This is a genomic window from Streptomyces sp. NPDC001890 (assembly GCF_042891445.1).
GTDB lineage: Bacteria > Actinomycetota > Actinomycetes > Streptomycetales > Streptomycetaceae > Streptomyces.
On sequence record NZ_JBIATE010000014.1, the window covers coordinates 1 to 22,663 of the forward strand.

At 72.0% G+C, this 22,663-nt stretch carries 20 protein-coding genes and 1 pseudogene; 9 read left to right on the forward strand and 12 right to left on the reverse strand.

Translation table 11 applies throughout. The features are described 5' to 3' along the window. From ACFYY1_RS27740 to ACFYY1_RS27750, 3 genes and pseudogenes are all read left to right on the forward strand, one after another. Positions 1-88, forward strand: a pseudogene (locus ACFYY1_RS27740) (lytic transglycosylase); the annotation flags it as partial. Between the two features lie 99 nt (positions 89-187). Then, the gene (locus tag ACFYY1_RS27745; protein ID WP_388590741.1) at positions 188-622 is read left to right on the forward strand and encodes a hypothetical protein; all 435 of its coding nucleotides are present in this window, start codon (positions 188-190) and stop codon (positions 620-622) included. A gap of 156 nt (positions 623-778) precedes the next feature. Beyond that, positions 779-2,545 (forward strand): serine/threonine-protein kinase, encoded by a 1,767-nt coding sequence (locus ACFYY1_RS27750; protein WP_388590462.1) that lies wholly within the window; start codon positions 779-781, stop codon positions 2,543-2,545. A gap of 46 nt (positions 2,546-2,591) precedes the next feature. Here the strand turns inward: ACFYY1_RS27750 and ACFYY1_RS27755 are convergent, their stop codons facing one another. Both ACFYY1_RS27755 and ACFYY1_RS27760 read right to left on the reverse strand, forming a co-directional pair. Next, a complete protein-coding gene (locus ACFYY1_RS27755; RefSeq protein WP_388590743.1) occupies positions 2,592-3,467 on the reverse strand; it encodes a serine hydrolase in 876 nt (291 codons plus the stop codon). A gap of 23 nt (positions 3,468-3,490) precedes the next feature. Then, the gene (locus ACFYY1_RS27760) at positions 3,491-4,420 is read right to left on the reverse strand and encodes a LysR family transcriptional regulator (RefSeq protein ID WP_388590463.1); all 930 of its coding nucleotides are present in this window, start codon (positions 4,418-4,420) and stop codon (positions 3,491-3,493) included. A 142-nt stretch (positions 4,421-4,562) separates the two neighbouring features. Between ACFYY1_RS27760 and bla the strand changes: the two genes are divergently transcribed. Then, positions 4,563-5,534, forward strand: coding sequence for a class A beta-lactamase (gene bla, locus ACFYY1_RS27765; RefSeq protein ID WP_388590464.1), 972 nt, complete (start codon positions 4,563-4,565; stop codon positions 5,532-5,534). 29 nt (positions 5,535-5,563) lie between these two features. On the opposite strand, the gene ACFYY1_RS27770 is transcribed toward bla, so the two are convergent. From ACFYY1_RS27770 to ACFYY1_RS27800, 7 genes are all read right to left on the reverse strand, one after another. After that, positions 5,564-6,331 (reverse strand): N-acetyltransferase, encoded by a 768-nt coding sequence (locus ACFYY1_RS27770; RefSeq protein ID WP_388590465.1) that lies wholly within the window; start codon positions 6,329-6,331, stop codon positions 5,564-5,566. Positions 6,332-6,429: 98 nt separating this feature from the next. Then, complete coding sequence (locus ACFYY1_RS27775) at positions 6,430-7,656, reverse strand: hypothetical protein (protein ID WP_388590467.1); 1,227 nt, start codon at positions 7,654-7,656, stop codon at positions 6,430-6,432. A 164-nt stretch (positions 7,657-7,820) separates the two neighbouring features. Next, a complete protein-coding gene (locus ACFYY1_RS27780; RefSeq protein ID WP_388590469.1) occupies positions 7,821-8,642 on the reverse strand; it encodes an ABC transporter ATP-binding protein in 822 nt (273 codons plus the stop codon). Beyond that, entirely contained in the window at positions 8,639-9,631 is a 993-nt protein-coding gene (locus ACFYY1_RS27785) for an ABC transporter ATP-binding protein (RefSeq protein WP_388590471.1), read from the reverse strand. The genes ACFYY1_RS27780 and ACFYY1_RS27785 overlap by 4 nt, the downstream gene beginning before the upstream one ends. 5 nt (positions 9,632-9,636) lie before the next feature. Further along, complete coding sequence (locus ACFYY1_RS27790; protein ID WP_388590472.1) at positions 9,637-10,554, reverse strand: ABC transporter permease; 918 nt, start codon at positions 10,552-10,554, stop codon at positions 9,637-9,639. Then, entirely contained in the window at positions 10,551-11,504 is a 954-nt protein-coding gene (locus ACFYY1_RS27795; protein WP_388590474.1) for an ABC transporter permease, read from the reverse strand. Before ACFYY1_RS27795 ends, ACFYY1_RS27790 begins: the two co-directional genes overlap by 4 nt. After that, complete coding sequence (locus tag ACFYY1_RS27800; RefSeq protein ID WP_388590476.1) at positions 11,504-13,138, reverse strand: ABC transporter substrate-binding protein; 1,635 nt, start codon at positions 13,136-13,138, stop codon at positions 11,504-11,506. The genes ACFYY1_RS27795 and ACFYY1_RS27800 overlap by 1 nt, the downstream gene beginning before the upstream one ends. Positions 13,139-13,273: 135 nt before the next feature. Here ACFYY1_RS27800 and ACFYY1_RS27805 point away from each other — a divergent pair, with 135 nt between their 5' ends. Then, positions 13,274-14,329, forward strand: coding sequence for a LacI family DNA-binding transcriptional regulator (locus tag ACFYY1_RS27805; RefSeq protein WP_388590478.1), 1,056 nt, complete (start codon positions 13,274-13,276; stop codon positions 14,327-14,329). A gap of 33 nt (positions 14,330-14,362) precedes the next feature. Here the strand turns inward: ACFYY1_RS27805 and ACFYY1_RS27810 are convergent, their stop codons facing one another. Together ACFYY1_RS27810 and ACFYY1_RS27815 are read right to left on the reverse strand one after the other, a co-directional pair. Further along, positions 14,363-15,997 carry an amidohydrolase gene (locus ACFYY1_RS27810; protein WP_388590480.1) on the reverse strand — a complete coding sequence of 545 codons (1,635 nt, stop codon included), beginning with the start codon at positions 15,995-15,997 and terminating at the stop codon, positions 14,363-14,365. An 85-nt stretch (positions 15,998-16,082) separates the two neighbouring features. Next, on the reverse strand, positions 16,083-16,637 hold the full coding sequence (locus tag ACFYY1_RS27815) for a hypothetical protein (RefSeq protein ID WP_388590482.1): 555 nt from the start codon (positions 16,635-16,637) through the stop codon (positions 16,083-16,085). Between the two features lie 12 nt (positions 16,638-16,649). Here ACFYY1_RS27815 and ACFYY1_RS27820 point away from each other — a divergent pair, with 12 nt between their 5' ends. Both ACFYY1_RS27820 and ACFYY1_RS27825 read left to right on the forward strand, forming a co-directional pair. After that, positions 16,650-16,856: a hypothetical protein gene (locus ACFYY1_RS27820; protein WP_388590484.1), complete on the forward strand. Its 207-nt coding sequence runs from the start codon at positions 16,650-16,652 to the stop codon at positions 16,854-16,856. Between the two features lie 122 nt (positions 16,857-16,978). Beyond that, complete coding sequence (locus ACFYY1_RS27825; RefSeq protein ID WP_388590486.1) at positions 16,979-18,373, forward strand: NAD(P)/FAD-dependent oxidoreductase; 1,395 nt, start codon at positions 16,979-16,981, stop codon at positions 18,371-18,373. 149 nt (positions 18,374-18,522) lie between these two features. Here ACFYY1_RS27825 and ACFYY1_RS27830 read toward each other — a convergent pair whose 3' ends face one another. After that, positions 18,523-20,025 carry a long-chain fatty acid--CoA ligase gene (locus ACFYY1_RS27830; protein ID WP_388590487.1) on the reverse strand — a complete coding sequence of 501 codons (1,503 nt, stop codon included), beginning with the start codon at positions 20,023-20,025 and terminating at the stop codon, positions 18,523-18,525. A gap of 372 nt (positions 20,026-20,397) precedes the next feature. Between ACFYY1_RS27830 and ACFYY1_RS27835 the strand changes: the two genes are divergently transcribed. Both ACFYY1_RS27835 and ACFYY1_RS27840 read left to right on the forward strand, forming a co-directional pair. Further along, positions 20,398-21,417, forward strand: coding sequence for an AraC family transcriptional regulator (locus ACFYY1_RS27835; protein ID WP_388590489.1), 1,020 nt, complete (start codon positions 20,398-20,400; stop codon positions 21,415-21,417). A 172-nt stretch (positions 21,418-21,589) separates the two neighbouring features. Beyond that, entirely contained in the window at positions 21,590-22,648 is a 1,059-nt protein-coding gene (locus ACFYY1_RS27840; RefSeq protein ID WP_388590491.1) for a 3-keto-5-aminohexanoate cleavage protein, read from the forward strand. Positions 22,649-22,663 lie beyond the last annotated feature (15 nt).

The following is a 22,663-nucleotide window of genomic DNA, read 5'->3' on the forward strand; positions in this document are numbered from 1 at the left end:
CACCGACCCCGTCGCCAACATCACCGCGGCCGCCAACTACGCCGCCGACCGCTACGGATCCATCGACAACGTCAACTCCGCCTACTGAGCCGCGGAGTTCGGGCATGGAGCACGATGACGAGCTCCTCGTCGACGGCCGGAACCGATACCCTGAGGGCCTTTCGGCGGGCAGGACGGGATCGTGGGAATGATCGAGCAGTTGTGGGCGGCCGAGGAGATGCCGTTCCATGACGGGCTGTACCGGCCGGACGACACCGGCCGGGAGCTGTACGTGGACGGCCCCGGGGCCTACCACCCGGACGCCGGACAGCCGATCCCCTTCCGCCTCGGAGGCCCGCTCGACGTGGCCCGTGCCATCGGGGAAGAGGGCATCACCGAGGTGAACACCTGCTTCGAGTCCGCACTGCCGGACGGATCGGGCTGGATGTCCGGCGGTGGCAGCGGGATGGGCAACATCGGCTACCTCGCCCGCATCGGCCCCGACCGTTCCCTGCGATGGCTCGCCGTGATGTTCTGCTCCAACCCGTTCGTCGGCGTTCACCACGAGGCAGCGACCGCGGTCTTCACCAACGACTGGAACAACCGGCTGACGCTCGACCTCACCGCTCCCGAGCTCGCCTGACCCTGCCCGCGAGCAGGCGGTACCGGCCCGTTCCCTCCCCGAGAACCCGCACACCTCCCAACCGGGGCACTCCTCCCGCGCGTTGGCGCCGATCGATCCGATCACGAGTTGTCGTCCACCGCTCCGGCGGGCGCGCGCATGTGGCACAGTCGTGCCGTGGATGCACTGCGACCCCAGGACCCCTCGCGCATGGGCGCCTACCACCTGCTCGCCCGTCTCGGTGCAGGCGGCATGGGACAGGTGTATCTCGGCAGGTCGCCCGGCGGGCGGTTGGTGGCCGTGAAAGTGATCCGCGACGAGATCAGCGACCACCCAGAAGCGCTGGCCCGGTTCCGGCGGGAGACCGCGACCGTCGAGGCCGTCCGCAGCGCCTACACCGCGCAGTTGATCGAGGCCTCGCTCGACGCACCCCCCTACTGGCTGGCCACCGAGTACGTGGCCGGACCCACGCTGCGCGGCGCCGTCGGCGCGAGCGGTCCCTTCCCGCCGGACAGCGCGCTGAGACTGCTCGCCGCGCTCGCCGAGGGCCTGGCCGCCGTCCACGCACATGGAGTCACGCACCGGGACGTGAAGCCGCACAACGTCATCCTCTCGCCGCAGGGTCCACAACTGATCGACTTCGGCATCGCGCGCGGACTTGAGCAGACGATCCTCACCCGGGACGGGATGGTGTCGGGAACACCCGGCTACACGGCCCCCGAGGTTCTCCTGCGCAACGAGGTGGGCCCGGCGGCCGATGTCTTCGCTCTCGGCGCGACCCTCGCCTACGCGGCGACGGGCCGTCCTCCGTACGGCACGGGCGAACCGGCGGCGGTGAGCTATCGGACCGTGCACGAGGACATCGATCTGGAGGGGGTCCGGCCCGCACTGGCCGAACTCGTGCGGTGGTGCGTCGCCAAGGATCCGGCGGACCGGCCGGGCCCGGCCGCCGTGATCGACCGGTGCGGCGTGGACTCGCCGTTGGCGTCCGACGCCCACTACCGGATGCTGGCGCGCACCGCCGAACCCGTCCCCGTACCCCTGCCGGAGACCGGGACGGGGACGGAGGGGGAGACGACGGCGGAGACGACGAAGGTGCCGGGGACGCAGGAGCGGACCCGGCCCGTGAACCGGGAGCCCGACGCCCAGGTGGCGGAGCGGGCCGGGACCGACGCACCCGCCGGGCCGCCGATCACCGCGCAGGACGAGCGGCGGGGACCGGACGGTCGCACCGGCCAGGGGGCGCGGGGCCGGGCCTGGCTCGCCGTCTGCGCGGTGGCGCTCGCGGTGCCGTTGACGGTCTGGCTGCTCCCGGAATCGAACGGGCAGAAGACCGGAGCCGGTCCCACGGCGGAGGGCACCACGTCCGGGCGGCCGGCCACGTCACCGCCGGCCACCAGGGAATCGGACGGCCGGCCGCCGGACCACATCGTGAACGATCGTGTCTCGCAGGACCGCTGGGCCCTGTCCGAGGACCCGGAGCAGGCGGCCCAGGGCATGGGCTCCTGCGATCTGTCCAGCATTGTCGACTCCCCGCCACCGACGGGCCTGCAGTCCTCCGTCTCCCACACCACCGGTTCGGACACCGCCTCGCTGCAGTTGCGCCCCAAGGACGCGGGAGTGGGGAAGCGGCCCGCGCCGTACTACATAGCCGTGGGGGTACGGCCCCCGCACGAGACGGACCGCGCCACCGGACGGCCCCTGCGATCCATGAGCAAGGGCATCGGTTTCACCAGCAAGCCCGTCGACATCTACTCCCGCTGGTCCTCCGGCGGAACCGTCAAGTTCAAGTACCCGGACGACTTCCGTGCCCACTTCGGCAATCGCACCGTCGACGCGATCCCGGTCGGGGACGACAGGGGCGACTGGACCGTGGTGCTGTACCACGTCGAGGGCGGGCCGACGAAGTACACATCCGTCGTGTGCAACGGCTTCCACGCCTGAGACACGGACGCACGGCGCGGAGCCGTGGTGATCCGGCGACCGGTCCTCAGCGTTGACGGAGGTGGTCACGCAGAGCGCGGGCCACCTGGGCCATCAGGGCGTCGGCACCGGGCTGCGCACTGGCCGGGACGAGTGACTCGGTCAGCGCGGCGATGGCGAAGGCCTGGCCGTCGGAATGCTCGACGACACCGATCTCGTGCCGGAGATTGAGCAGGGTGCCGGTCTTGGAGGACCAGGTGGAGGCGTCGGAGCTGAAGTCGGGGGCGAGCCGGTGCCGGATGAGGTTGTGGGCCATCAGGCCACGTACGCGCTCGGCCGTTTCGGGAGGGATCGCCGACGGTGTCCACAGGGCCTGCAACAGTTCGACGTAGGCGCGTGCGCTGCCCGCGCTGGCGCGCGTGGTGTCGAGCTGGGGCACCCGGTGCCCACGACCGCTGGTGCCCGCGTCGATGGCGAGGGAGAGGGCGAGATGGGCCTGCGAGGCGTCGAAGCGTTCCAGCGGGGTGTCGGTGAGCTCGTCGAGACCGTGCCGGACGGTGATGCCGCGCAGTCCGAACTCGCGGAGCATATCGGTGACCCGGGCGGGCGGGGTGAGGCCGAACAGCACGTCGGCCGCCACGCCGTCACTCACGCAGGTGCTCATGTAGAGCAGGTCGTCGACGGCGATCCGGACGGGGTGCTGGAACCGGCTCAGTCCGGTGGGGCCCGGCGTGGTCGTACGTCCGGGCCGCACATCGATCATCGTCGCCCCGTCGAGCTCGCCCCGCCGGATGCGCTCCGCCGTCGCCAGCGCGAGCGGAACCTTGACCAGGGACGCGGCGGGCAACTGGGTGTCCGGGGCGATCCCCACCTCCTCGCCCGTGTGGAGATCCCGCACCAGCACAGAGCCGTACAGTCCGCCGTCCTGCAGTTGCCGGCGCATCTCGCCCAGCAGCGTCTCGGTGCTCACGCCGCGGCCCCTCCCGTTCCGCCCGAACCGCTTTTCGCGCCGAGGCAGCGGCCGATGGCCTCGCCCAGCCGCGCCTCGACGTGTTGTGGATTGCCGCCCGCCGCGGCGACGAGGGCGAACCCCCGGACGAGCTCGACCTCACCGATCGGCCGCCAGCTCAGGGCGAGTTCCTCGGCCTGGTCGGGGGAGCACAGCAGCAGGTCGCTGGTGCAGAGCACCTCCGCCGCGGCAGTCGCCAGGTCGGTCGCGGCAACGACCTGGGCGGGCCGCAGGCCCACCGCGTCCCGCAGCCGGGTCAGCGGATCACGGATGTGCGGCACGTCGTCCTCCGGCTGGATCCAGATACGGCGGGCCGGTCCCGGCGAAGCCCGCCCCATCCGTAACGTCTCGATGTAGACGCGCCGCACGCCGGGATCCCGGACACCGGCGAGACCCAGCGGAACGGACCACGTCGCCTCGTCCGCGGGTACCGCGAGCAGAGCGGCACGCACCAGTTGCGCGTGGATGAGCTCGGTGCGCTGCGCGGGCGCGGCGATCCGGAGATCGAGGGTGATGCCGTGCTCCCGTGCCTGTGCGATCAACCGGGCGAGACCGGCCGTCGAGCAGAGAGCGGGCACCGCGAGCCGCCAGGGCCTGGACCTGGCGGCTTCGGCCTCGTGCAGCAGCACATCGGCCGCCTGGACGAGCTGTCTGGCCGCCGGAAGCATCTCGCGGCCGAAGGGGGTGAGGACGGCCCGCCGCGACATCCGCTCGAACAGCTGCTCACCGAAGCGTTCCTCCAGAGCGGCGACGCGACGGCTGGCCACCGGCTGGGACATCCGGGCCGCGGCTGCCCCCACGGTGAAACTGCCGTGCTCGCTCACACTGACGAATGCCCGACACGCCCCGACCAGATCCACAGTCCGCACCCTATGCCGGATCGGCATGAAAGCGCGCCCGAGCGTATTGGACCGCATGACCGCCGGACGGCGAAGGTGAACCCGGCACTCAAGACCGCCCCGGGATGGGGAGTTGCCGCTCCATCCCCTATGCGCCCTGCCCTCGGGGCGCCCTGGAGGTTCGGACCCCATGAAGACGCACAGCAGCGCCCGGCGCTCCCTGCTCGGTGTGCTGGCCGCTCTCGCTCTCGTACCGCTCACGGCGTGCAGCGCGGAGGACGCCCGTCCCCGGTCCTCCGCATCCCCGGTGGCGTCCTCCCCGCACGCCGGGGCGACGGGACCGACCGCGGACGCGGGCGCGAAGCCGATCGACCGGCAGCGCCTAGCCCGGCAGTTCAAGGCGCTGGAGCGGAAGTACGATGCCCGGCTGGGCGTCTACGCCATCGACACCGGCACCGGCCGCGAAGTCGCCCACAACGACGGTGAGCGCTTCGCCCACGCCTCCACGTTCAAGGCGCTGGCCGCCGGTGCCGTGCTGCGCAAGTACTCCCTGGACGGGATGGACGAGGTGATCAAGTACTCGAAGGACGACCTGGTCAGCGATTCCCCGGTGAGCGAGAAGCACGTCGCGACCGGGATGAGCCTGAGCGCGCTGTGCGACGCGGCGGTCCGCTTCAGCGACAACACCGCCGCCAACCTGCTCCTCGACCGACTGGGCGGTCCCCGGGGCCTGGACGCCGTACTCGCGGAGCTCGGCGACGACGTCACCCGGATGGAGCGCGGCGAACCGGAACTCAACCGGTGGTCCCCGGGCGCCACTTCGGACACGAGCACACCGCGGGCACTCGCCGAGGACCTGCGCGCGTTCGTCCTCGGAGACGTTCTCGGCACGGGCGAACGCGCGCAGTTGACGAAATGGCTGCGGACCAACACGACCGGAGCCGAGCTCATCAGGGCCGGGATGCCCAAGGGCTGGGTGGTCGGCGACAAGACCGGATCCGGTGGCTCCTACGGCACGCGCAACGACATCGCCGTGGTGTGGCGCCCCGACGCCGAACCCGTCGTCATGGCGATCCTGTCCAACCGGTGGAAGGAGGACGCCGAGTACGACAACGCGCTCATCGCGGAAGCGGCCTCCGCGGTCGCCGGGGCGCTGGCCTAGCAGGCAGTGTGCCGTCAGGCGGTGTGCCGTCAGGTGGCGTGCGGCTCCAAGCCGTGCCGTATCCACACGTTGGGTTCGACGTAGACGGCACGATCGTGGGCGGTGTCGCAGTGCACCGGCGCCAGGGCGCCGGGTATCTCCACATGACCGTCCCGGTCGAAGGGCAGACCGGTCCACTGCCGCCACTGCGCCAGCGAACCACTCACCGTCATCGAGGCCGGGGCCACCTTCTCGATGGTGCCGCCGGCCCTGACGTGCACCCGCACCCATGGGTCGGCCGGCAGCCCGTCGTCCCGGCACCGGCGGAGGTACTCGGCCATGGGGACGCGCGGATCCAGGTGCTTGGCCGTCGGGCGGACCGGTGCCAACAGGGCGTCGTGCCCCTGCCGGCCCGCTGCCCGGCGCAGCGCGGACAGCATGCGGTAGGACAGGCCGCGGCCGAGATGGCCGGCGTCCACCGATATCTCCAGCGCACTGGCTGCCGTCGGAGCGTTCCCGTGCTGCCGGTCGCGGAAGGCCCAGGCCAGCACCCGGTCCCAGCCCTGGTCGGGCATCTCCTCACGTCCGTCGAGCACGGAGTTGAACGGGACGGCGAGTCCGCGGGCGACCACCCGGTCGCCGTCCGTCGCCGCCACGCAGTACTGCGGGAAGTCCTCGGGAACCCGGCTCAACAAGGCGCTCGCGACCATGTCATGGGGCGTGAAGACGGGCCAGGAGTCGTTGATCTCGTACACGCGGGAGATCAGCGAAGGGTCTTCGGAGAGCGGGACGATCCGGATGCTGTCTTTCTCTGTCACGACGCAGCACCCTGCCACAGGGCGGAGCCGAGGCCAAAGGAAAATGAGGGGCGGGCGGTGCGGGGCCCATCGACCCGGGCCCGGAGCCCGGGGGAGGATCAGCGGAGTTCCACGGTGATGCCGACCTTACGGAGCAGCCGGAGCACGTCGTCGACGTACGGAGTCTCGCCCGCCGTGTCCACACTCACCGGGGCGAGCGCGCGCCGGGCCACCTCGGCGTCGTGCCAGACCAGGGTGAACGGAGCGGGCGGCCGCTCCCCGCCGCACACGCAGCCCCGCAACGCGCCCCAGCACTGCTGGTAGTGGCCGCCGGGCCCGGCGACCGCCTCGCCCAGCGCGCACACCAACGCCGGCACATCGGTGATGTGCCGGCCGTCGAGGTGCCGCACGGGGCCGGGCAGCGGCCCGCCGGTATCCTGCCGCGCGGCGGCGAACGCGGCCCACTCGGCCCGGCCCTCGGGCGCAAACGCGGCCCACGTCCCGCGCTCGGCCGGTGGCCCCTCGAACCAGGCGTCCCACACCGGACGGACCGCCGGCACGGGCCGCACGGCCGGGCCCTCGCCCAGCCACAGGTCCACGAGGGCCCCGCCGAGCGCCGACGGGCGGGAGGCGACGACCCCCAGCGGCATGTGTTCCTGGTGGCGCATCACCCGCCCCGACCGGTCCAGGGCGAGCAGCGTGACGCGGTCGCCGTCGGCGCGCGAGCGCACCAGCCGGTCCAGCAGCCGTTCACCGGGCTCGCAGCCGATCAGCCGGAGCGGCGGTGCGCAGGGGAGCGGGCGACGGGCGTAAAGACCCTCGGCCCGGAGGCAGTTGCCCAGGCCGGCACCGCCGGTGCCGTTGAACAGCCGCCAGCGGGCGTCCGCGGGTTCGGTGTGGTGCCGGACCGGGCCGTCGACCTCGGCCTCGACGGTCACATCGACCAGCGACACGTCGCGGGCCGAGGGCCGGCAGTCGAGCAGGACGGGATCGAGCAGCTCCCAGCGGTGTGCGTCGGGGGAGCAGAAGGGGCCGTCCTCGGGATCGGTCCCGGGCCCGGGACGGTCCACGACGAGGTCGAGCTGCCCGAGGCCACCGGGCCCGACGGATCCGTCCGGTGCGGGCGACCGGTGGCGGAAGCGCTCGACCGCCTTGCGCAACCGACCGGTCGGGGCGCACTCCACGAGGGTCAGCCGTTCCCGGCGCGGAGCCGGCTCGACGAACAGGCCGTCCGCGTCGGCGCAGCGCGCCCACACGATCACCTCGCCGTCCCATTCCTCGCTGACCAGCACGTACTTGAGCGGGAGCGCGCGCCCCCACGTCCAGACGGCCTCCTCGACCAGCACCGCTTGCCCGCCCCCTCGCTCGCCTGCCGCACCTGCGTGCAGCCGGCTCAGCCTGCCATGCCCGGATGGCGGCGACGAGCCCGGGGCCGAGGGCGAGGTGTGTGCGAGGCGCCGCGACGCGACGCGTGTGGACGGCACGGCGTACGCGTCCGGGCGGATGTCCGTCAGCCGAGAGCGCGGCGGAGCGGCGCCGCGGCAGCGGGGTCCCAGCCGCGCCGGGGCACGGAGCCGAGCAGCAGCCGTGTGTACGGATGCTCGGGGGAGTCCAGGACCTGTCCCGCCGGGCCCGATTCCACGACCTGTCCGGCCTTGAGGACCAGCACCTCATCGGCGATGTGGCGAACCACGGCGAGGTCGTGGGTGACGAACAGGTAGCCGATCCCCGCCTCGCGCCGGATCGTGGCCAGCAGGTCGAGTATCTGCGCCTGGATCGACACGTCCAGCGCCGCGACCGCCTCGTCCAGCACGAGGACCCTGGGCTCGACCGCCAGGGCGCGGGCGATGGCCACGCGCTGGCGCTGGCCGCCCGAGAGGCGCCGGGGCAGCGCAGCCGCCTCCCGTTCACCGAGGCCGACCTGGTCCAGGAGTTCGGCGACCCGGGCCCGGCGGTCCGCCGCGCCCAGCGAGCCGTGCAGACGCAGCACCTCCTCGACGCAGTCGGCCACGGTCACCCGTGGGTCGAGCGAGAGATACGGATCCTGGAAGACCATCTGGATCTCCCGGGCCCGCGCCAGCCGTTCGGCCCGGCCGCGGGCCCGCGCCGAGCGGTCCCGGCCGTCCAGGCGGACGGTGCCGCCGTCCGGGCGCTCCAGGCCGACGAGCATCCGGACCGTGGTGGTCTTGCCGCTCCCGGACTCGCCGACCAGGGCCAGACAGGACCCGGGGGCCAGGGTGAACGACACGTCGTCGACCGCCGTGTGGTTCCCGTACCGCTTGCTCAGCCCCTCGACGACGAGGCCCTTCGTCCCTTGAGCCGTGCCGGTCACAGTGTGATCCCTTCGTCGGCGCGGTGACACGCGGCGAGACCGTCGCCGTGTCGCGCCAGCGCGGGGGTTTCCTCGGAGCAGCGGGGCAGCGCCAGGGGACAGCGCGCCGCGAAGGCGCAGCCGGGCGGTGCCTCGGCGAGCGAGACGGGACGGCCCGGAATCGGCCGCGGGGCCGGTGCGTCCGCCTCGATGCGGGGGGTGCAGGCGAGCAGCCCCGCCGTGTACGGATGACGCGGCCGGTCGAACAGCTCGTCCGTGCCCCGGGTCTCGACGATGCGGCCCGCGTACATCACGTACACCCGGTCGCAGATGGCGGAGGCCAGCTCCAGGTCGTGGGTGACGAAGAGCAGCCCGGTGCCGCGCTCCGCCCGCAGCCGGGTGAGGATCGCGATGATCTCGGCCTGGGTGGTGACATCGAGGGCGGTGGTGGGCTCGTCGGCGACGAGCAGCGCGGGCTCGCCCGCGAGGGCTGCGGCGATGACCACCCGCTGGAGCATGCCGCCGGAGAACTGGTGCGGGTAGCGGCGCAGCGCGCCGCGCGGGTCGCGGATGCCGACGGCGTCGAGAAGTTCCTCGGCCCGCGCGGTGGCGGCCCCGGCCGACGTGCCCGCCGCCCGCATCCCCTCGGTGAGGAAGTCGCCCACCCTCCGCAGCGGGTTGACGGAGGCACGCGGGTCCTGGAAGACCATCGCGACCTGCCGTGCGCGCAGCGCGGCCAGTTCGGCGCGGTTCATCGTGAGGACGTCGCGCCCGGCGACCCGCACCTCACCGCTGGTCCGCGCGCCCGCCGGCAGCAGCCCCAGCACGCTGCGGCAGGCCACGGACTTGCCCGAACCGGACTCGCCGACCAGGCCGACGGTCTCCCCGGGGCGCACCCGCAGACCGACCCCGTCCAGGATCGGCCGGGCGGCCCTGTCGCCCGGCAGCCGGATGCCGAGCCCTTCGATCTCCAGGACCGGGTCGGGGCCCGGAGTACCGTTCTCGGTCACGCTGCTCACCGTTCCTCCCGACGGGCGATGCGGTCGGCGAGCCCCTCGCCGACGATGCCGAAGGCCACCACCGCGAGGACGATGCACGCGGACGGCGCCAGCGCGGGCAGCATCGCCCCCTGCTGGATCGCCGCCTGCCCTTCGTTGATCATGGCTCCCCAGTCGGCGGTGGGCGGCTGCACACCGAAGCCGAGGAAGGACAGCGCCGCCAGGTCCATCAGCACGTACCCGAAGTTCATCGCGGACTGGGCGAAGACGGTCGGGGCGATGTTGGGCAGGAGGTGCCGGACGCACACCGACCATCCCGACCAGCCCTGCACCCGGTACGACTCGATGTAGGGGCGGGCCTTCTCCTGCCGCGCGATCCCGCGCACCAGGCGTCCCACGTACGGGGTGTACGCCACCGCCATCGCGACGACCGGTGCGGTCATCCCGGAGCCGGCCACGGACACGAGCAGGATCGCGAGCAACAGCCCGGGGATCGCGAAGACCAGGTCCATCGACCGGGACAGCAGCGTGTCCGCCCAGCCGCCGCCCCAGGCCGCGACCACCCCGACGAACGTGCCGAGGAGGGTGGAGACGCCGACGACGAGCAGCGGACCGAGCAGGCCGGTGCGGGCGCCGTGCAGCAGCCGGGACAGGATGTCCCGCCCGGACTGGTCGGTGCCCAGGAGGTGGTCGGCCGAGGTTCCCGTCAGGCTCGCCGACAGGTCGACGGCCTCGGGGTCGTACGGAGCGAGGAGCGGCGCCAGGACGGCGACCAGGACGAGCAGTACCAGGACGGCCACGGCCGCCGTGAACATCGGTCCCTGGCCGAGGACCTTGAGCCCGCGCAGGCCGGGGCGGCGGCGCAGGGCGCCTGACGCGTCCGAGGAGCCCGGGGCTTCGGGGGCGTTCGCCGCGGAGGGTGAGGTGAGGGTCATGAGGTGCCTTCCCCGGTGAGGGACAGACGGGGGTCGATGAGCGGGACCAGCAGGTCCACGACGAGATTGACGAGGACGAAGGCCGTCACGCTGAGCAGCGTGATCGCCTGCACGACCGCGAAGTCCTTGGACGTCACCGACTGCACGAGCAGCGAACCGATGCCGGAGACGTCGAAGGCGGTCTCGACGATGGAGGTACTGATGAGCAGCCCGGCGAGCATGGTGCCGCCGACGGTGACGACGGGGCCGAGCGCGTTGCGCAGGATGTGCCGGCGGACCACGGTCCGCCCCCGCACACCGCGGGCGTGCGCCACCTCGACATGGTCCCGGGCCGACTCGTCCAGCATCGCCGAGCGGGTGACCCGGGCCAGCAGTCCGGCGAAGGTGAGCGCCAGCGCGAAGGAGGGCAGGGTCAGGTGGTACAGCCGTTCGCCCAGGCCCTCCGGCGTGCCACCGGGCCCCGGGAACCAGCCCAGTTGTACGGAGAACAGCGAGATGAGCGCGATGGCGGTGACGAACGAGGGCGTCGCCGTGGCGATACCGGTGCCGAGGAGCACCGCACGGTCCGCGAGCCCGGGGCGCAGCGCGGCGAGAACACCGGCACTCACCCCGAGGACCGCGACCAGCAGGGCCGCGTAACCGACCAGCAGGGCCGTGCCCGGGAGCCGCGAGCCGATCAGGCTCGCGACGTCCTGGTGGTACTGGGCGGAGCGCCCGAAGTCTCCGTGCAGCACGCCGCCGAGCCACTTCGCGTACTGCGCCGGCAGCGGGTCGTCCAGGTGGTACTCGCTGCGCAGCGACGCCACGGCCTCCGGGGTCGCCGGGCGGCCGTGCAGGAGGAAGGACACCGGGTCGCCGGGGGCCAGGTGGACCGTGCCGAAGACCACGAGCGAGGTCACGAACAGCACGGCCACCAGGCCCGCCAGCCGGCCGAGGACGTAGCGGGTCATTACCGGGCCGCCCCGATCGTCGCGGCCCAGGGGTAGTACAGCTGGGCGATGCCGGTGGGCGCGCCGGTGATCCGCTTGCCGAGGTAGACGGTGAACGGCGCCTCGTAGAGCGGGATCAGCGGCAGCTCGCGCACCGCGATCTCCTGGAGCTTCGCGGTCAGGTCGGCGCGCCTGGCGGGATCGGGCTCGGCATTGGCACGGTCGAAGGCGGCGTCGAACTCGGCGTCGGACCACTTGCCGTAGTTCCCGAAGTCGCCCGTGCGCAGGTACTGGTAGAACTCCAGCGGGTCGGGCGTGTTGTCGTACCCGTTGGTGACCACCAGGTCGAGACCGGTGCGCGCGTCGGGGTCGACGAAGATCGAGCTGTACGCCTCCGGGGCGACCGTCCTCAGCTCGACGTCGAGCCCGATCTGCCGGCCGGCCGCCTGCACGGCATTGGCGACGACGCTGATCTCGGGCGTGAGCGAGCTGGTGACCATGGTGATCTTCCGGCCCGCGGCGCCGGCCTCGGTGATGAGCTTCTTCGCGGCCTCGACGTCGTACTTCGGTTCGGGCAGGGCGTCGAAGTAACCGGCGGTCCTCTCCGGCACGAGGGCCCAGGCGCCCTGCGCCGCGGGCGCCTTGGCGGGGACGCCGACGCCGCCGGCCGCCGCCTTGATGATGCCCTTGCGATCGAGCGCCATGGAGAGCGCCTGACGGACCTTGAGATCGCCGAGCGGGCCGTCGTAGTTGAGGACGGCCAGGTCCGCGGCGGCGGTGTTGGGGCCGAACAGGACCTGGCCCTTGCCGCTGGAGCGCAGCTGCGCGAGCGAGGTGGAGGGCACCATGTAGCCGCCGTCGGCGGTGCCGGAGCGCAGGGCGTTGGTGCGGGCCGCGGGATCCTCGACGAAGGTGAACGTCAAGCTGTCCGTTCTGGGGATCAGCGTCCGGTCCCAGTAGGCGGCGTTCTTCTTGAGCGTGATGCTGTCGCCCTGGGCCCACTTGTCGAGGGCGAAGGGGCCGGTGCAGTTCACGGTGCCCTTCGGGGTGCCGTAGTCCTTGCCGTTCTCGGCCAGGGTGGCGGCGCTCTCGACGGTGCCGGGGGAAGCGGCCAGGAGCTCGTGGAACAGGACGTCGGGCTTGCGCAGCCGGACCGTCACCTCCAGCGGGCCGGTCTTCTTGATGGAGCCGACGTTCTTGAACGCGGAACCCCACGGGGAGCCGGTGGCCGGGTCCGTGTGGCGCTTGAGGGAAGCGACCACGTCGTCCGCGGTCATGGCCGTCCCGTCGTGGAACTTCACGTCCGGGCGCAGGGTGTAGACGAGGGTGCGCGGATCGGGCTGGTCGTACCCGGTCGCGAGCCCCGGCTCGATCTTCAGGTCCGGGGTGACCCGGAAGAGCTGCTCGCAGACGTTGGCGAGCACGGTGTTCGGCGGGTAGTCGTACGCGAGGGCGTAGTCGAGCGTGTACGGCTCGGCGTAGAGCGACCAGGTGACCGAGGACAGGGGACCCTTCGCCGGTGCGGAGGTCGGCGTGACCCGGTAATCCGGACCGGTGCCCCTACCGGCGGCACCGGGGTTCGTGGCGCCGGAACAGGCGGTGGCGGTGACCGCGAGGGCGGCGGTACAGACGAGCGACGCGATGACTCTGGGCATGCGCAAGGAGAACCAGCCCTTTACGGATGTAGTGACGGGCGCTGGGGATGGAGCGAGTATTGGTGCGGGAACGTTCCCGCACAAGACTTTGCGGGAACGATATTTCCGAGGTCGTGACGGTGGCAGCATGAGCCCATGACCGAAGCTTCACGACACCGCGGGCACGCCTCGCCGCCCACCCCGCCACGCGTCCGGCTCGTCGACGTGGCCCGCGAGGCGGGCCTGTCCAAGACCACCGTCTCGGCGGCGCTCAACGACACCGGACGGCTCTCCCCGGCCGTCCGGGAACGAGCCAGGGAGACCGCGCGCAGGATGGGCTACCGGCCCAACGCCACCGCACGCCAACTGCGCGCGGGACGGGCCAGGCTGATCGGATACGTGGTCGGGGAGTTCGCCGGCGCCCCGTGGACGTTCCTGGAGTCGCCGTACTTCGCGCAGCTGACCAGCGCGACCGCGCGGGCGGCGCTCAGCCATGGCTACGCCCTGGTGCTGCTTCCCTCGGGCTCCCTCCAGGACGAGTGGGCCGATCTCCCGCTCGACGCGGTGATCGTCGCGGATCCGGTCGCCGACGACCGGATCGTGGCCGACCTCCTTGCCGCTCGCATCCCCGTGGTCAGTGACCGTTCCGTGGAGGGACGGCCGGGTGCCCGATGGGTGGACGTCGACGCGGCGGAGGCCGTACGCAAGACGCTCGACCATCTGGCCGCGCAGGGGGCGCGACGGCCCGCGCTCGTCCTGCCCGAGAGCACGACCCGCTTCCACACGAGCACGTACGCCGCCTACCGCGACCGGTGCGCCGCGCTCGGCCGGCCGGAGTGCGTCGCCCTCGCCACCGAGGTGGGCAACGGCGCGGCGGTCCGGGCGGTCGAGGAGGTCCTCGGCGGGCCCGACCGGCCCGACGCACTACTCGTCGTCGCCGAGGCGAGCCCGCCCCTGGTGCTGGAGGCGGTGCGCCGACACGGCTACCGGGTGCCCGACGACCTGCTCGTGGTCTGTGTGAGCGAGGACGTCACGGCCACCCACACCGAGCCGCCGGTGACGACGCTCAGCCTGCGGCCCGGGGAGGTCGCTCAGGCCGGGATAGAACTTCTCGTGACCGCCCTGGAACTGGGCCGCGACGAGCCCGACGGCGTGCTGGTGCAGACGCGGCTCGACGTACGGGAGTCCTCGCTCCGCGGGAGCGGGCGCTGAGCCGGAGCGGACCGGGCGCCGCACCCGGGCGGCTCAGACCGCGTGGACGAGCGTGCCGCCCACGTAGGTCCGCTCCACGCGCGCCCCGGCGATCTCCTCGGGCGGTGCGGTGAGGATGTCGCGGTCGAGCACGACGAGGTCGGCGAGGTTCCCGGCGCGCAGGCTCCCGGCGTCGTCGTGGCCGTTCACGTGCGCGGTGCCCGCGGTGTAGGCGGCCAGGGCGGTCGGCAGGTCGATGCGCTGCTCCGGGTAGAAGACGCGGTGGCCGGGGGACTCGGGGGCGACCCGGTTGACGGCGACGTGGATGCCTTCGATCGGGTCGGGGCTGCTCACGGGCCAGTCGCTGCCCGCCGCGAGGGTCGCGCCGGAGCGGACCAGTTCGCCGAACGGGTACTGCCAGGCGGCCCGTTCGGTCCCCAGGAAGGGGATGGTCAGTTCGTCCATCTGGGGCTCGTGGGCGGCCCAGAGGGGCTGGATGTTGGCGATGGCCCCGAGCCGGGCGAAGCGGGGGAGGTCGTCGGGGTGGACGACCTGGAGGTGGGCGAGGTGGTGGCGGTTGCCGCGGTGGCCGTTGGCTTCGACAGCGGCTTCGACAGCGTCCAGGGCCTCGCGGACGGCTCGGTCGCCGAGCGCGTGGAAGTGGACCTGGAAGCCGAGGGCGTCGAGCCGGGTGACGTACCCGCGCAGGGCTTCCGGGTCGACGAAGCTGAGCCCGCTGTTGGCGGTGGCGCAGCCGCAGCCGTCCAGGTAGGGGGTGGTCATCGCGGCGGTGAAGTTCTCGGCGATGCCGTCCTGCATGATCTTGACGGAACCGGCGCGGAACCGGCCGTGGCTCAACTTCTCGCGCAGCGCGACCAGTTCATCGATCTGCTCGGCCCCGCGCTCCCGGTCCCACCACAGGGCACCGGTGACCCGGGCCGTGAGCGATCCGTCCCGCGCGGCGGTCAGGTAGGCGTCCGACGGGTCGGGCTTGCCGTTGAACACCCCGAGCAGCGCGTCCTGCCACCCCGTGATGCCGAGCGAGTGCAGCAGCTCCTGGGCGCGCATCAGGCCGGCCAGGCGGTCGGCCGGGGTGCTCGCGGGTGCCAGCCGGGAGACCAGGGCGGTGGCGCCCTCCTGGAGCATGCCGCTGGGGGTGCCGTCCGGCTCCCGCTCGATCCGGCCGTCGGCCGGATCCGGGGTCCCGGCGGTCACACCGGCCAGCTCCAGGGCGAGGGTGTTGGCCCAGGCGCCGTGGTGGTCGCGGTTTGAGAGGAGTACCGGACGGTCCGGGACGACGGAGTCGAGCAGTTGCCGGGTGGGCAGACCGCCGTCGAAGCTCTCCATCGACCAGCCGCCGCCGGTGATCCAGGCGCGGTCGGGATGCGCGTCCGCGTACGAGCGGATCAGCTCCAGGTACTCCGCCACGCCGACCGTGCCGCTCAGATCGCACTCGGCCAGCTCCGAACCGCCGTACACCGCGTGGATGTGGGCGTCCTGGAAGCCGGGGAGCAGCAACTTCCCGCGCAGATCGACCACTTCGGTGCCGGGGCCGATGAGTTCGAGCACCTCGTCGTGGCCGACGGCGGCGATCCGGTCGCCGACGACGGCGAGCGAAGTGGCCCGGGTGCGGGCCGGATCGGCCGTGAAGACGGGGCCGCGGGTGAAGACCAGATCGGCTGCGGTCATGCGCTGCTCCAGTACGTGAGTGGGCGGTCGGTCGTGGTGACGAGTGCCATGGAATCCGGACGCCCTTCACACGTCAATGGTGTTGTCATAAGCCCGGCCACGGCGCCGGCGCCCCAGCGAGCCGCATCGTCGACACCGCCCTGCGCCCGGTCGTGCAGCACGGCGGTGCGCAGCGGCGGCAGGGCCGGGGCGAGGAGGGGAGCGGTGTCGTGGCGGCTGGTGTGGCCGACCACGCTGACCGCGCAGACCACGGCCCCCGCCGCGTCGCGCACCGGCAGCCGCGGTCCAACGGGTCCGTACGGCGCCGGGACCGCCACCGCTCCCACTCCGTCTCGTCCCGGTCGGCGGCGAACAGTGCGCCGGGCGCGCAGCGTTCGGCCGGCAGCAGGTCACCGGTGCGGAACGAGATCGCCATGGCCCGCCGCCGGGTGGCCTGGGCGACGAAGCGCACCCCGTCCCCGTCCGGGACGGCCACGGACACGGATTCGTCCGACTGGTCGGCGAGGGCGACGGCGCGAAGGGCCTCCACCTCGCCGTCGCCGACGTCACCCTGCTCGCCCGCTACCACGCCGACCGGGAGGAATCGCTGCCGGCCGCCTACCGGGAGACCGCCCTGCGCCGCGTCCGGCGGGCCGAGCACTTCTCGTACACCATGACGAACCTGCTGCACCGCGACCCGGACGAGACCGAGTTCGACCGCAGGCTGCGCCTCTCGCACCTGCGCTGCCTCGCGGGCTCGGAGGCGGCGTCGGCCTCGCCGGCGGAGAACTGCCTCGGATTCAGCGAGCCCGGGGCGAGCCGGATCGCGCACGAGGTCCTGGACCGCCGGGACCCGGCCGGATCCGTCCGACCCTCCTGACCTGCGAGACGAGTGCGCGGAGGGAGGCTTATGTCAACACCATTGACGTTATCCGGTCCGGAAGGATCTCATTACGGCATAGCCGGAGGCACGTACCTCCGCGATCCTAAGGAGCCCGCCCCATGGACCACCTCGCCTCGCTCCGGGACGCCGAACCGACCCCGTTCTGGCTGGACGACCCCGACCGGCCGCAGGCCGCTTCCGCCCTGACCGGGGGCACCACCTGCGACCTTCTCGTGGTCGGCGGAGGGTACACCGGCCTGTGGACCGCACTTGTCGCCAAGGAGCGCGACCCCTCGCTCGACGTGGTGCTCATCGAGGCCGACGAGGCCGGCGGCGCGGCCTCCGGCCGCAACGGCGGATTCTGCGAGTCCAGCCTCACCCACGGCCTGCACAACGGTCTCGACCGCTGGCCCGACGAGATCGGTGTCCTCGAACGCCTCGGCCGGGAGAACCTCCAGGCGATGGAGGACACCATCGAGCGACACGGCATCGACTGCGCCTGGGAGCGCACCGGTTCCATCTCCGTCGCCACCGAGCCGTACCAGGTCGAGGGCCTCCGGCACGAGGCCGAGGCTGCCGCCCGCTACGGCGGCAGGCCCGTCCTGCTCGACACCGACGCCGTCCGGGCCGAGATCGACTCCCCGACCTTCCTCGGTGGACTGTGGAACAAGGACGACGTCGCCATGGTCAACCCGGCCAGGCTCGCCTGGGGCCTCAAGCGCGCCTGCCTGTCTCTCGGCGTCCGCGTCTTCGAACACACACCGGCGCTCTCGCTCGACGAGCGGGGCGCCGTGATGACCACGCGTACCCCCTACGGCAGGATCACGGCCCGACGGGTCGCCCTGGCCACGAACGCGTACCCCTCCCTGCTCCGCCGCCACCGCCCGTACACCGTCCCCGTCTACGACTACGCGCTGATGACCGAGCCGCTGAGCGAGCGGCAGCTCGCCTCCGTCGGCTGGCGGGGCCGTCAGGGCTTCGCGGACAGCGCCAACCAGTTCCACTACGTCCGGCTCTCCGCGGACAACCGCATCCTGTGGGGCGGCTACGACGCCGTCTACCGTTACCGGGGCCGCGTCCGCGCCGAACACGACCAGCGGCACGCGACCTTCGCCACCCTGGCGCGGCACTTCTTCACGACCTTCCCGCAGCTGGCCGGATTGCGCTTCACCCACGCCTGGGGCGGGGCCATCGACACCAGCACGCGTTTCTGCGTCTTCTTCGACACGAGTCACCACGGAAAGGTCGCGTACGCGGCCGGCTACACCGGCCTCGGTGTCGGTGCGACCCGATTCGGCGCGGAGGTCATGCTCGACCTGCTCGCCGGCGAGCGCACCGAGCGCACGGCGCTCGACCTCGTCCGCCGCAGACCCCTTCCGTTCCCGCCCGAGCCGGTCCGCTCGATCGGCATCGGGCTCACCAAGTGGTCGCTGGCCCGCGCGGACCGCGACGAAGGGCGCCGCAACCTCTGGCTGAGGTCGCTGGACCGTTTCGGTCTCGGCTTCGACAGCTGAGGGTCCGCCGCCTCTCGTACGGCCTGCGGCCACTGCCCCGCCTTCGAGGGCCTCGGGCGCCCCTGCGTGAACACCGCGTCGCACACCGACCCCGCCCCCCCGAGCCGGCTCCGCAGGGGGTGGGTCCTGCCGTCGAACAGCCGCGCTGGTCAGGCGTCCAGGGCCTCCGGCGGAGCGACCACGATGTCCCGTTTGAGTATCTTGCCGGTTGCTCCCTTTGGCAGGGCGTCGGTGAACCGCACGATCCGCGGGTACTTGTAGGCCGCCACCCGCTGTCTGACGTAGTCGCGCAGTTCGTCCGGCGCCGGGTCGGCGCCGGGCCGCAGGACCACCACGGCGGCGACCTCCTCACCGTGCGCGGGGTCGGGAACGCCGACCACCGCGGCCTCCAGGACGTCCGGGTGCCGGTACAGGACCTCCTCGATCTCCCGCGGGTACACGTTGTAGCCGCCGCGGATGACCAGGTCCTTCTTGCGGTCGACGACGAAGTAGTAGCCGTCCTCGTCGACACGGGCGAGATCGCCGCTGTGGAACCACCCGTCGCGGAAGGCACGTGCGGTGGCGTCCGGCCGGTTCCAGTACCCCTTCATGACATTCGTGCCCCGGATCGCCAGTTCGCCGACCTCGCCGGGGCCGACCGGTGAACCGTCGTCGGCGACGAGCCGCAATTCGACCCCTTGCACGGGAACCCCGATGGAGCCGGGCTTGCGGGGTCTGTCCGGCGGGTTGAAGCAGGCCACCGGGGACGTCTCCGAGAGGCCGTAGCCCTCCAGCACGGTGACGCCCAGTTCCCGCTCGGTGGCATGCAGCAGCTCGACGGGCAGCGAGGCGCCGCCCGAGACCGCCAGGCGCAGCCGCGGCAGGGGCTGCCCGACGCCGTTCTGGAGGAGCGCGTTGTACATCGTGGGCACTCCCAGGAAGACGGTCACCTCGTCCCGGCGCATTGCCTCCAGAGCCCCGCCCGCGTCGAAACGGGGCAGCAGGGTCAGGCAACAGCCCGCAGCGACCGAGGTGTTGAGGGCGCAGGTCTGCCCGAACGCGTGGAACAGCGGAAGGCCCCCGAACAGGACGTCGTCCGGCCCCACGCGCAGCAGTGTCCGCGCCGTCGTCAGCGCGTTGCTCACCAGGTTGCGGTGCGTCAGTTCCGCACCCTTCGGAGTCCCCGTGGTGCCGGACGTGTACAGAATCACCGCGGTGTCGTCGTCGGCCCGGCGGACCGCCCCGGGCATCGGCGGGACCGAGCGCAGCAGCGCGTCGAACACCGCCGGATCCGCGACCAGGCACTCCGCGCCGGCCCGCTCCGCCGCCTGTGCGGCCTCGTCCGCACAGGCAGGAGCGGCCACCACCAGACGGGCACCGCAGTCACGGAGCACGAAAGCCATCTCGCCGCACTTCAGCAGCGGATTCATCGGCACCACCACACCACCCGCGCGCAGGATGCCGTAGTACACGACCGGGAAGTGGATGACGTTGGGCAGGGCCACCGCCACGCGGTCGCCCGTCCGCAGCCCCTCGGTGCGCAGGAGCGCGGAGAACCTGGCTGTCATGTCGTCGAGCTGCGCGTACGTGAGCAGGGTTCCGCCCTGCCGCACGGCCGTCCGGTCGGCGTGGGACCGGACGGACCGGGCCAGGAGTGCGAACAGGTCGGTCATGCGGCTTCCTTGTCGTCGGAGGTTGCGGGGTGATCACATCGCGGCGCGACTTTGCCGCGGCCACCGTCGGGGGAGTGCGCCTCGCCCCGGAGTCCGGCCCGCCCGCCACGCTTCTTCTCCCCTCCTGGCCGTGCATTCAGCTGCACCGAGGGAGAATCATGATTTCGTCGCCGAATTCGAGCCGAGAACCAGTTCTTTTCGGCGGGCCGAGAATTTGCCAAGGTTTTCATGCAGGAATTCTTTGAGGGCCCCGCGGTAGTGCCACGCTAGGTCAAGGCCCGACGCATCGCTTGACCTGACGGGACAGATCGCTTATCAGTTGGGGACAGAGCCCTGAGCGCCCCGACCGGAACAGAGCCTTGGAGTGCCCTGATGAAGCCACTGGTCCGCAACGCAGCACTGAGCAACTACATAGAGCTCAGCCAGTCCCTCGGCATCGACCCCCGCTCCCTGATGAAGCGGGTGGGTCTCGACCCGGTCGGGCTCGCCGTCCAGGACCGGTGGATCTCCGGCATCGCCGTCACCGAGCTCCTCGAACTCTCCGCCGCGGCCGCCGGCCGCGACGAGTTCGGCCTGCTTCTCGCCGAGCGCCGCCGCTTCTCGAACCTCGGGCCCATCAGCCTCGTCCTGCGCGAGGAACCCGATGTCCGCAGCGTCATCCGGCTCCTGGTCCGCCACGAGCGCATGTACAACGAGATGCTGCGCAGCCGGCTCACCGAGGCGAACGGGCTCGCCACCGTCAAGGTGAGTCTGGAGCTCGGCGAGGTGCGCCGGGCACGGCAGGCCGTCGAGCTGGCCGTCGGCGCCTTCCACGGATTCCTGCAGGTGTTCCTCGGCGCCCGCTGGCGGCCGGTGTCCGTATGTTTCACCCACGGACCCCCTAGCGACGTCGCGGCGCACCGTCGCCACTTCGGGCCGGTGGTGGAATTCGACCAGGAATTCAACGGACTCGTTCTCTACGCCTCCGATCTCGACACCCCGAATTCGATGTCGGATCCCCTCCTGCGTGGCTATGCCCGCCAGTATTTCGAGTCCATCGCGGTGGTCTCGGAAACCACGGAGCTGGACCGGGTGCGCGAGCTGATCGAGGTCCTGCTGCCGACCGGACGCTGCTCGATCGAACAGGTCGCCGGCAGCCTCGGCGTCGACCGCAGGACCGTCCACCGGCATCTGGCGGCGTCCGGCGAGACGTTCTCCTCGCTCGTCAACGCCACCCGCACACAGCTGGCCGAGCAACTGGTGGCGAACCCGCGCCGCTCCCTGACGGAGATCTCGGGCTTGCTGGGCTTCTCCGCCCCCAGCGCCTTCTCCCGCTGGTTCCGCGACCAGTTCGGCACCAGCGCCCGCGAATGGCGCACCCGCCGGGCGGGCACCAGTCCTGTCCCCAAGTGACAAGTCTCCTGTCACCTCGGGTGAAGCGCGGCGCGTAACCCGCTCTTAACGTGGCGGTACCGCAAGGGACACCGCAGCTCCTTCGAGCAACGGCCTTGTGAACAACCCCAGTTGGTCCGGATGGTGCCCCACGGCCATCCGCCCGCCGCGTCCGCGTACCAGGAGATGACCCATGCACTTCCTCGACGACTCCCTGCTGCCCGAGAACCAGGAGAAGCTGGTCATCCAGGCCGCACCCTACGGCCCGGAGTGGCTCCCCGGCGACGCCGACGACCTCCCCCTGACCATGGACGAACACGTACAGGCCGCCGTCGACTGCTACAACGCCGGCGCCACCGTGCTCCACATCCACGTACGTGAACTGGACGGCCACGGCTCCAAGCGCATGTCCATGTTCAACGAACTGCTCGGCCGGCTGCGCGAGGCCGTTCCGGACATGGTCCTGCAGATCGGAGGATCCATCTCGTTCGCCCCCGAGGGCGAGGGCGCCGACGCGAAATGGCTGAGCTACGACACCCGCCACCTGCTGGCGGAGCTCACCCCGCGCCCCGACCAGGTGACGATCGCCATCAACACCAGCCAGATGAACATCGTCGAGATCATGACGGACGACGACCTGGCCGGCACCTCCATCGCCAAGCCCGACTACTACAAGGCCTATCGCGACATGGTCGTCGAGGCCGGTCCCGACTTCTACCTGGAACACCTCAAGCGCCTGCACGCCAACGACATCCAGCCGCACTTCCAACTCGCCACCATGGCACAGCTGGAGACCGTCGAGCGCCTCATCCGCAGCGGCGTGTACACGGGCCCGCTGGTGCTCAACTACGTCGCCATCGGCGGCGGGTTCGCCGGTCGCCACCCCGCCGACCTGATCGAGTTCGTCCGCCGTGTCCCCGACGGCGCCGTCCTCACCATCGAGTCCTCGATGCGCGCCGTCGCCCCCATGAACGCCATCGCCATCGCCCTCGGCGTGCACGTCCGCGTGGGCAACGAGGACAACCTGTGGGCGCGCAAGGGCGAGCGGATGAGCTCCGTCCGGCAGGTCGAGCAGATGGTGCGGATCTCCGAGGCGCTCGGCCGCGACATCGCGAACGGCGCGGAGGCCAAGGAGATCTACCGCATCGGAGAGTACTACGGCGACACCGACCAGACCCTGGCACGGCTCGGCATGGTGCCCAACCGGCGCCCCGGTCAGCGCGGGTTCATGCTCCGCGAGACGACCCGCTGACCACCGCCGAACGAA

Excerpts from the sequence above, each read along its gene's own strand:
- ACFYY1_RS27835 (WP_388590489.1), top strand. The coding sequence starts at position 20,398 with ATGAAGCCACTGGTCCGCAACGCAGCACTGAGCAACTACATAGAGCTC.
- ACFYY1_RS27800 (WP_388590476.1), bottom strand. The coding sequence starts at position 13,138 with ATGCCCAGAGTCATCGCGTCGCTCGTCTGTACCGCCGCCCTCGCGGTC.
- ACFYY1_RS27810 (WP_388590480.1), bottom strand. The coding sequence starts at position 15,997 with ATGACCGCAGCCGATCTGGTCTTCACCCGCGGCCCCGTCTTCACGGCC.
- ACFYY1_RS27795 (WP_388590474.1), bottom strand. The coding sequence starts at position 11,504 with ATGACCCGCTACGTCCTCGGCCGGCTGGCGGGCCTGGTGGCCGTGCTG.
- ACFYY1_RS27820 (WP_388590484.1), top strand. The coding sequence starts at position 16,650 with ATGACGAACCTGCTGCACCGCGACCCGGACGAGACCGAGTTCGACCGC.
- ACFYY1_RS27830 (WP_388590487.1), bottom strand. The coding sequence starts at position 20,025 with ATGACCGACCTGTTCGCACTCCTGGCCCGGTCCGTCCGGTCCCACGCC.
- ACFYY1_RS27840 (WP_388590491.1), top strand. The coding sequence starts at position 21,590 with ATGCACTTCCTCGACGACTCCCTGCTGCCCGAGAACCAGGAGAAGCTG.
- ACFYY1_RS27755 (WP_388590743.1), bottom strand. The coding sequence starts at position 3,467 with ATGCGCCGGCAACTGCAGGACGGCGGACTGTACGGCTCTGTGCTGGTG.
- ACFYY1_RS27805 (WP_388590478.1), top strand. The coding sequence starts at position 13,274 with ATGACCGAAGCTTCACGACACCGCGGGCACGCCTCGCCGCCCACCCCG.
- ACFYY1_RS27790 (WP_388590472.1), bottom strand. The coding sequence starts at position 10,554 with ATGACCCTCACCTCACCCTCCGCGGCGAACGCCCCCGAAGCCCCGGGC.
- ACFYY1_RS27825 (WP_388590486.1), top strand. The coding sequence starts at position 16,979 with ATGGACCACCTCGCCTCGCTCCGGGACGCCGAACCGACCCCGTTCTGG.
- ACFYY1_RS27760 (WP_388590463.1), bottom strand. The coding sequence starts at position 4,420 with ATGCCGATCCGGCATAGGGTGCGGACTGTGGATCTGGTCGGGGCGTGT.
- ACFYY1_RS27745 (WP_388590741.1), top strand. The coding sequence starts at position 188 with ATGATCGAGCAGTTGTGGGCGGCCGAGGAGATGCCGTTCCATGACGGG.
- bla (WP_388590464.1), top strand. The coding sequence starts at position 4,563 with ATGAAGACGCACAGCAGCGCCCGGCGCTCCCTGCTCGGTGTGCTGGCC.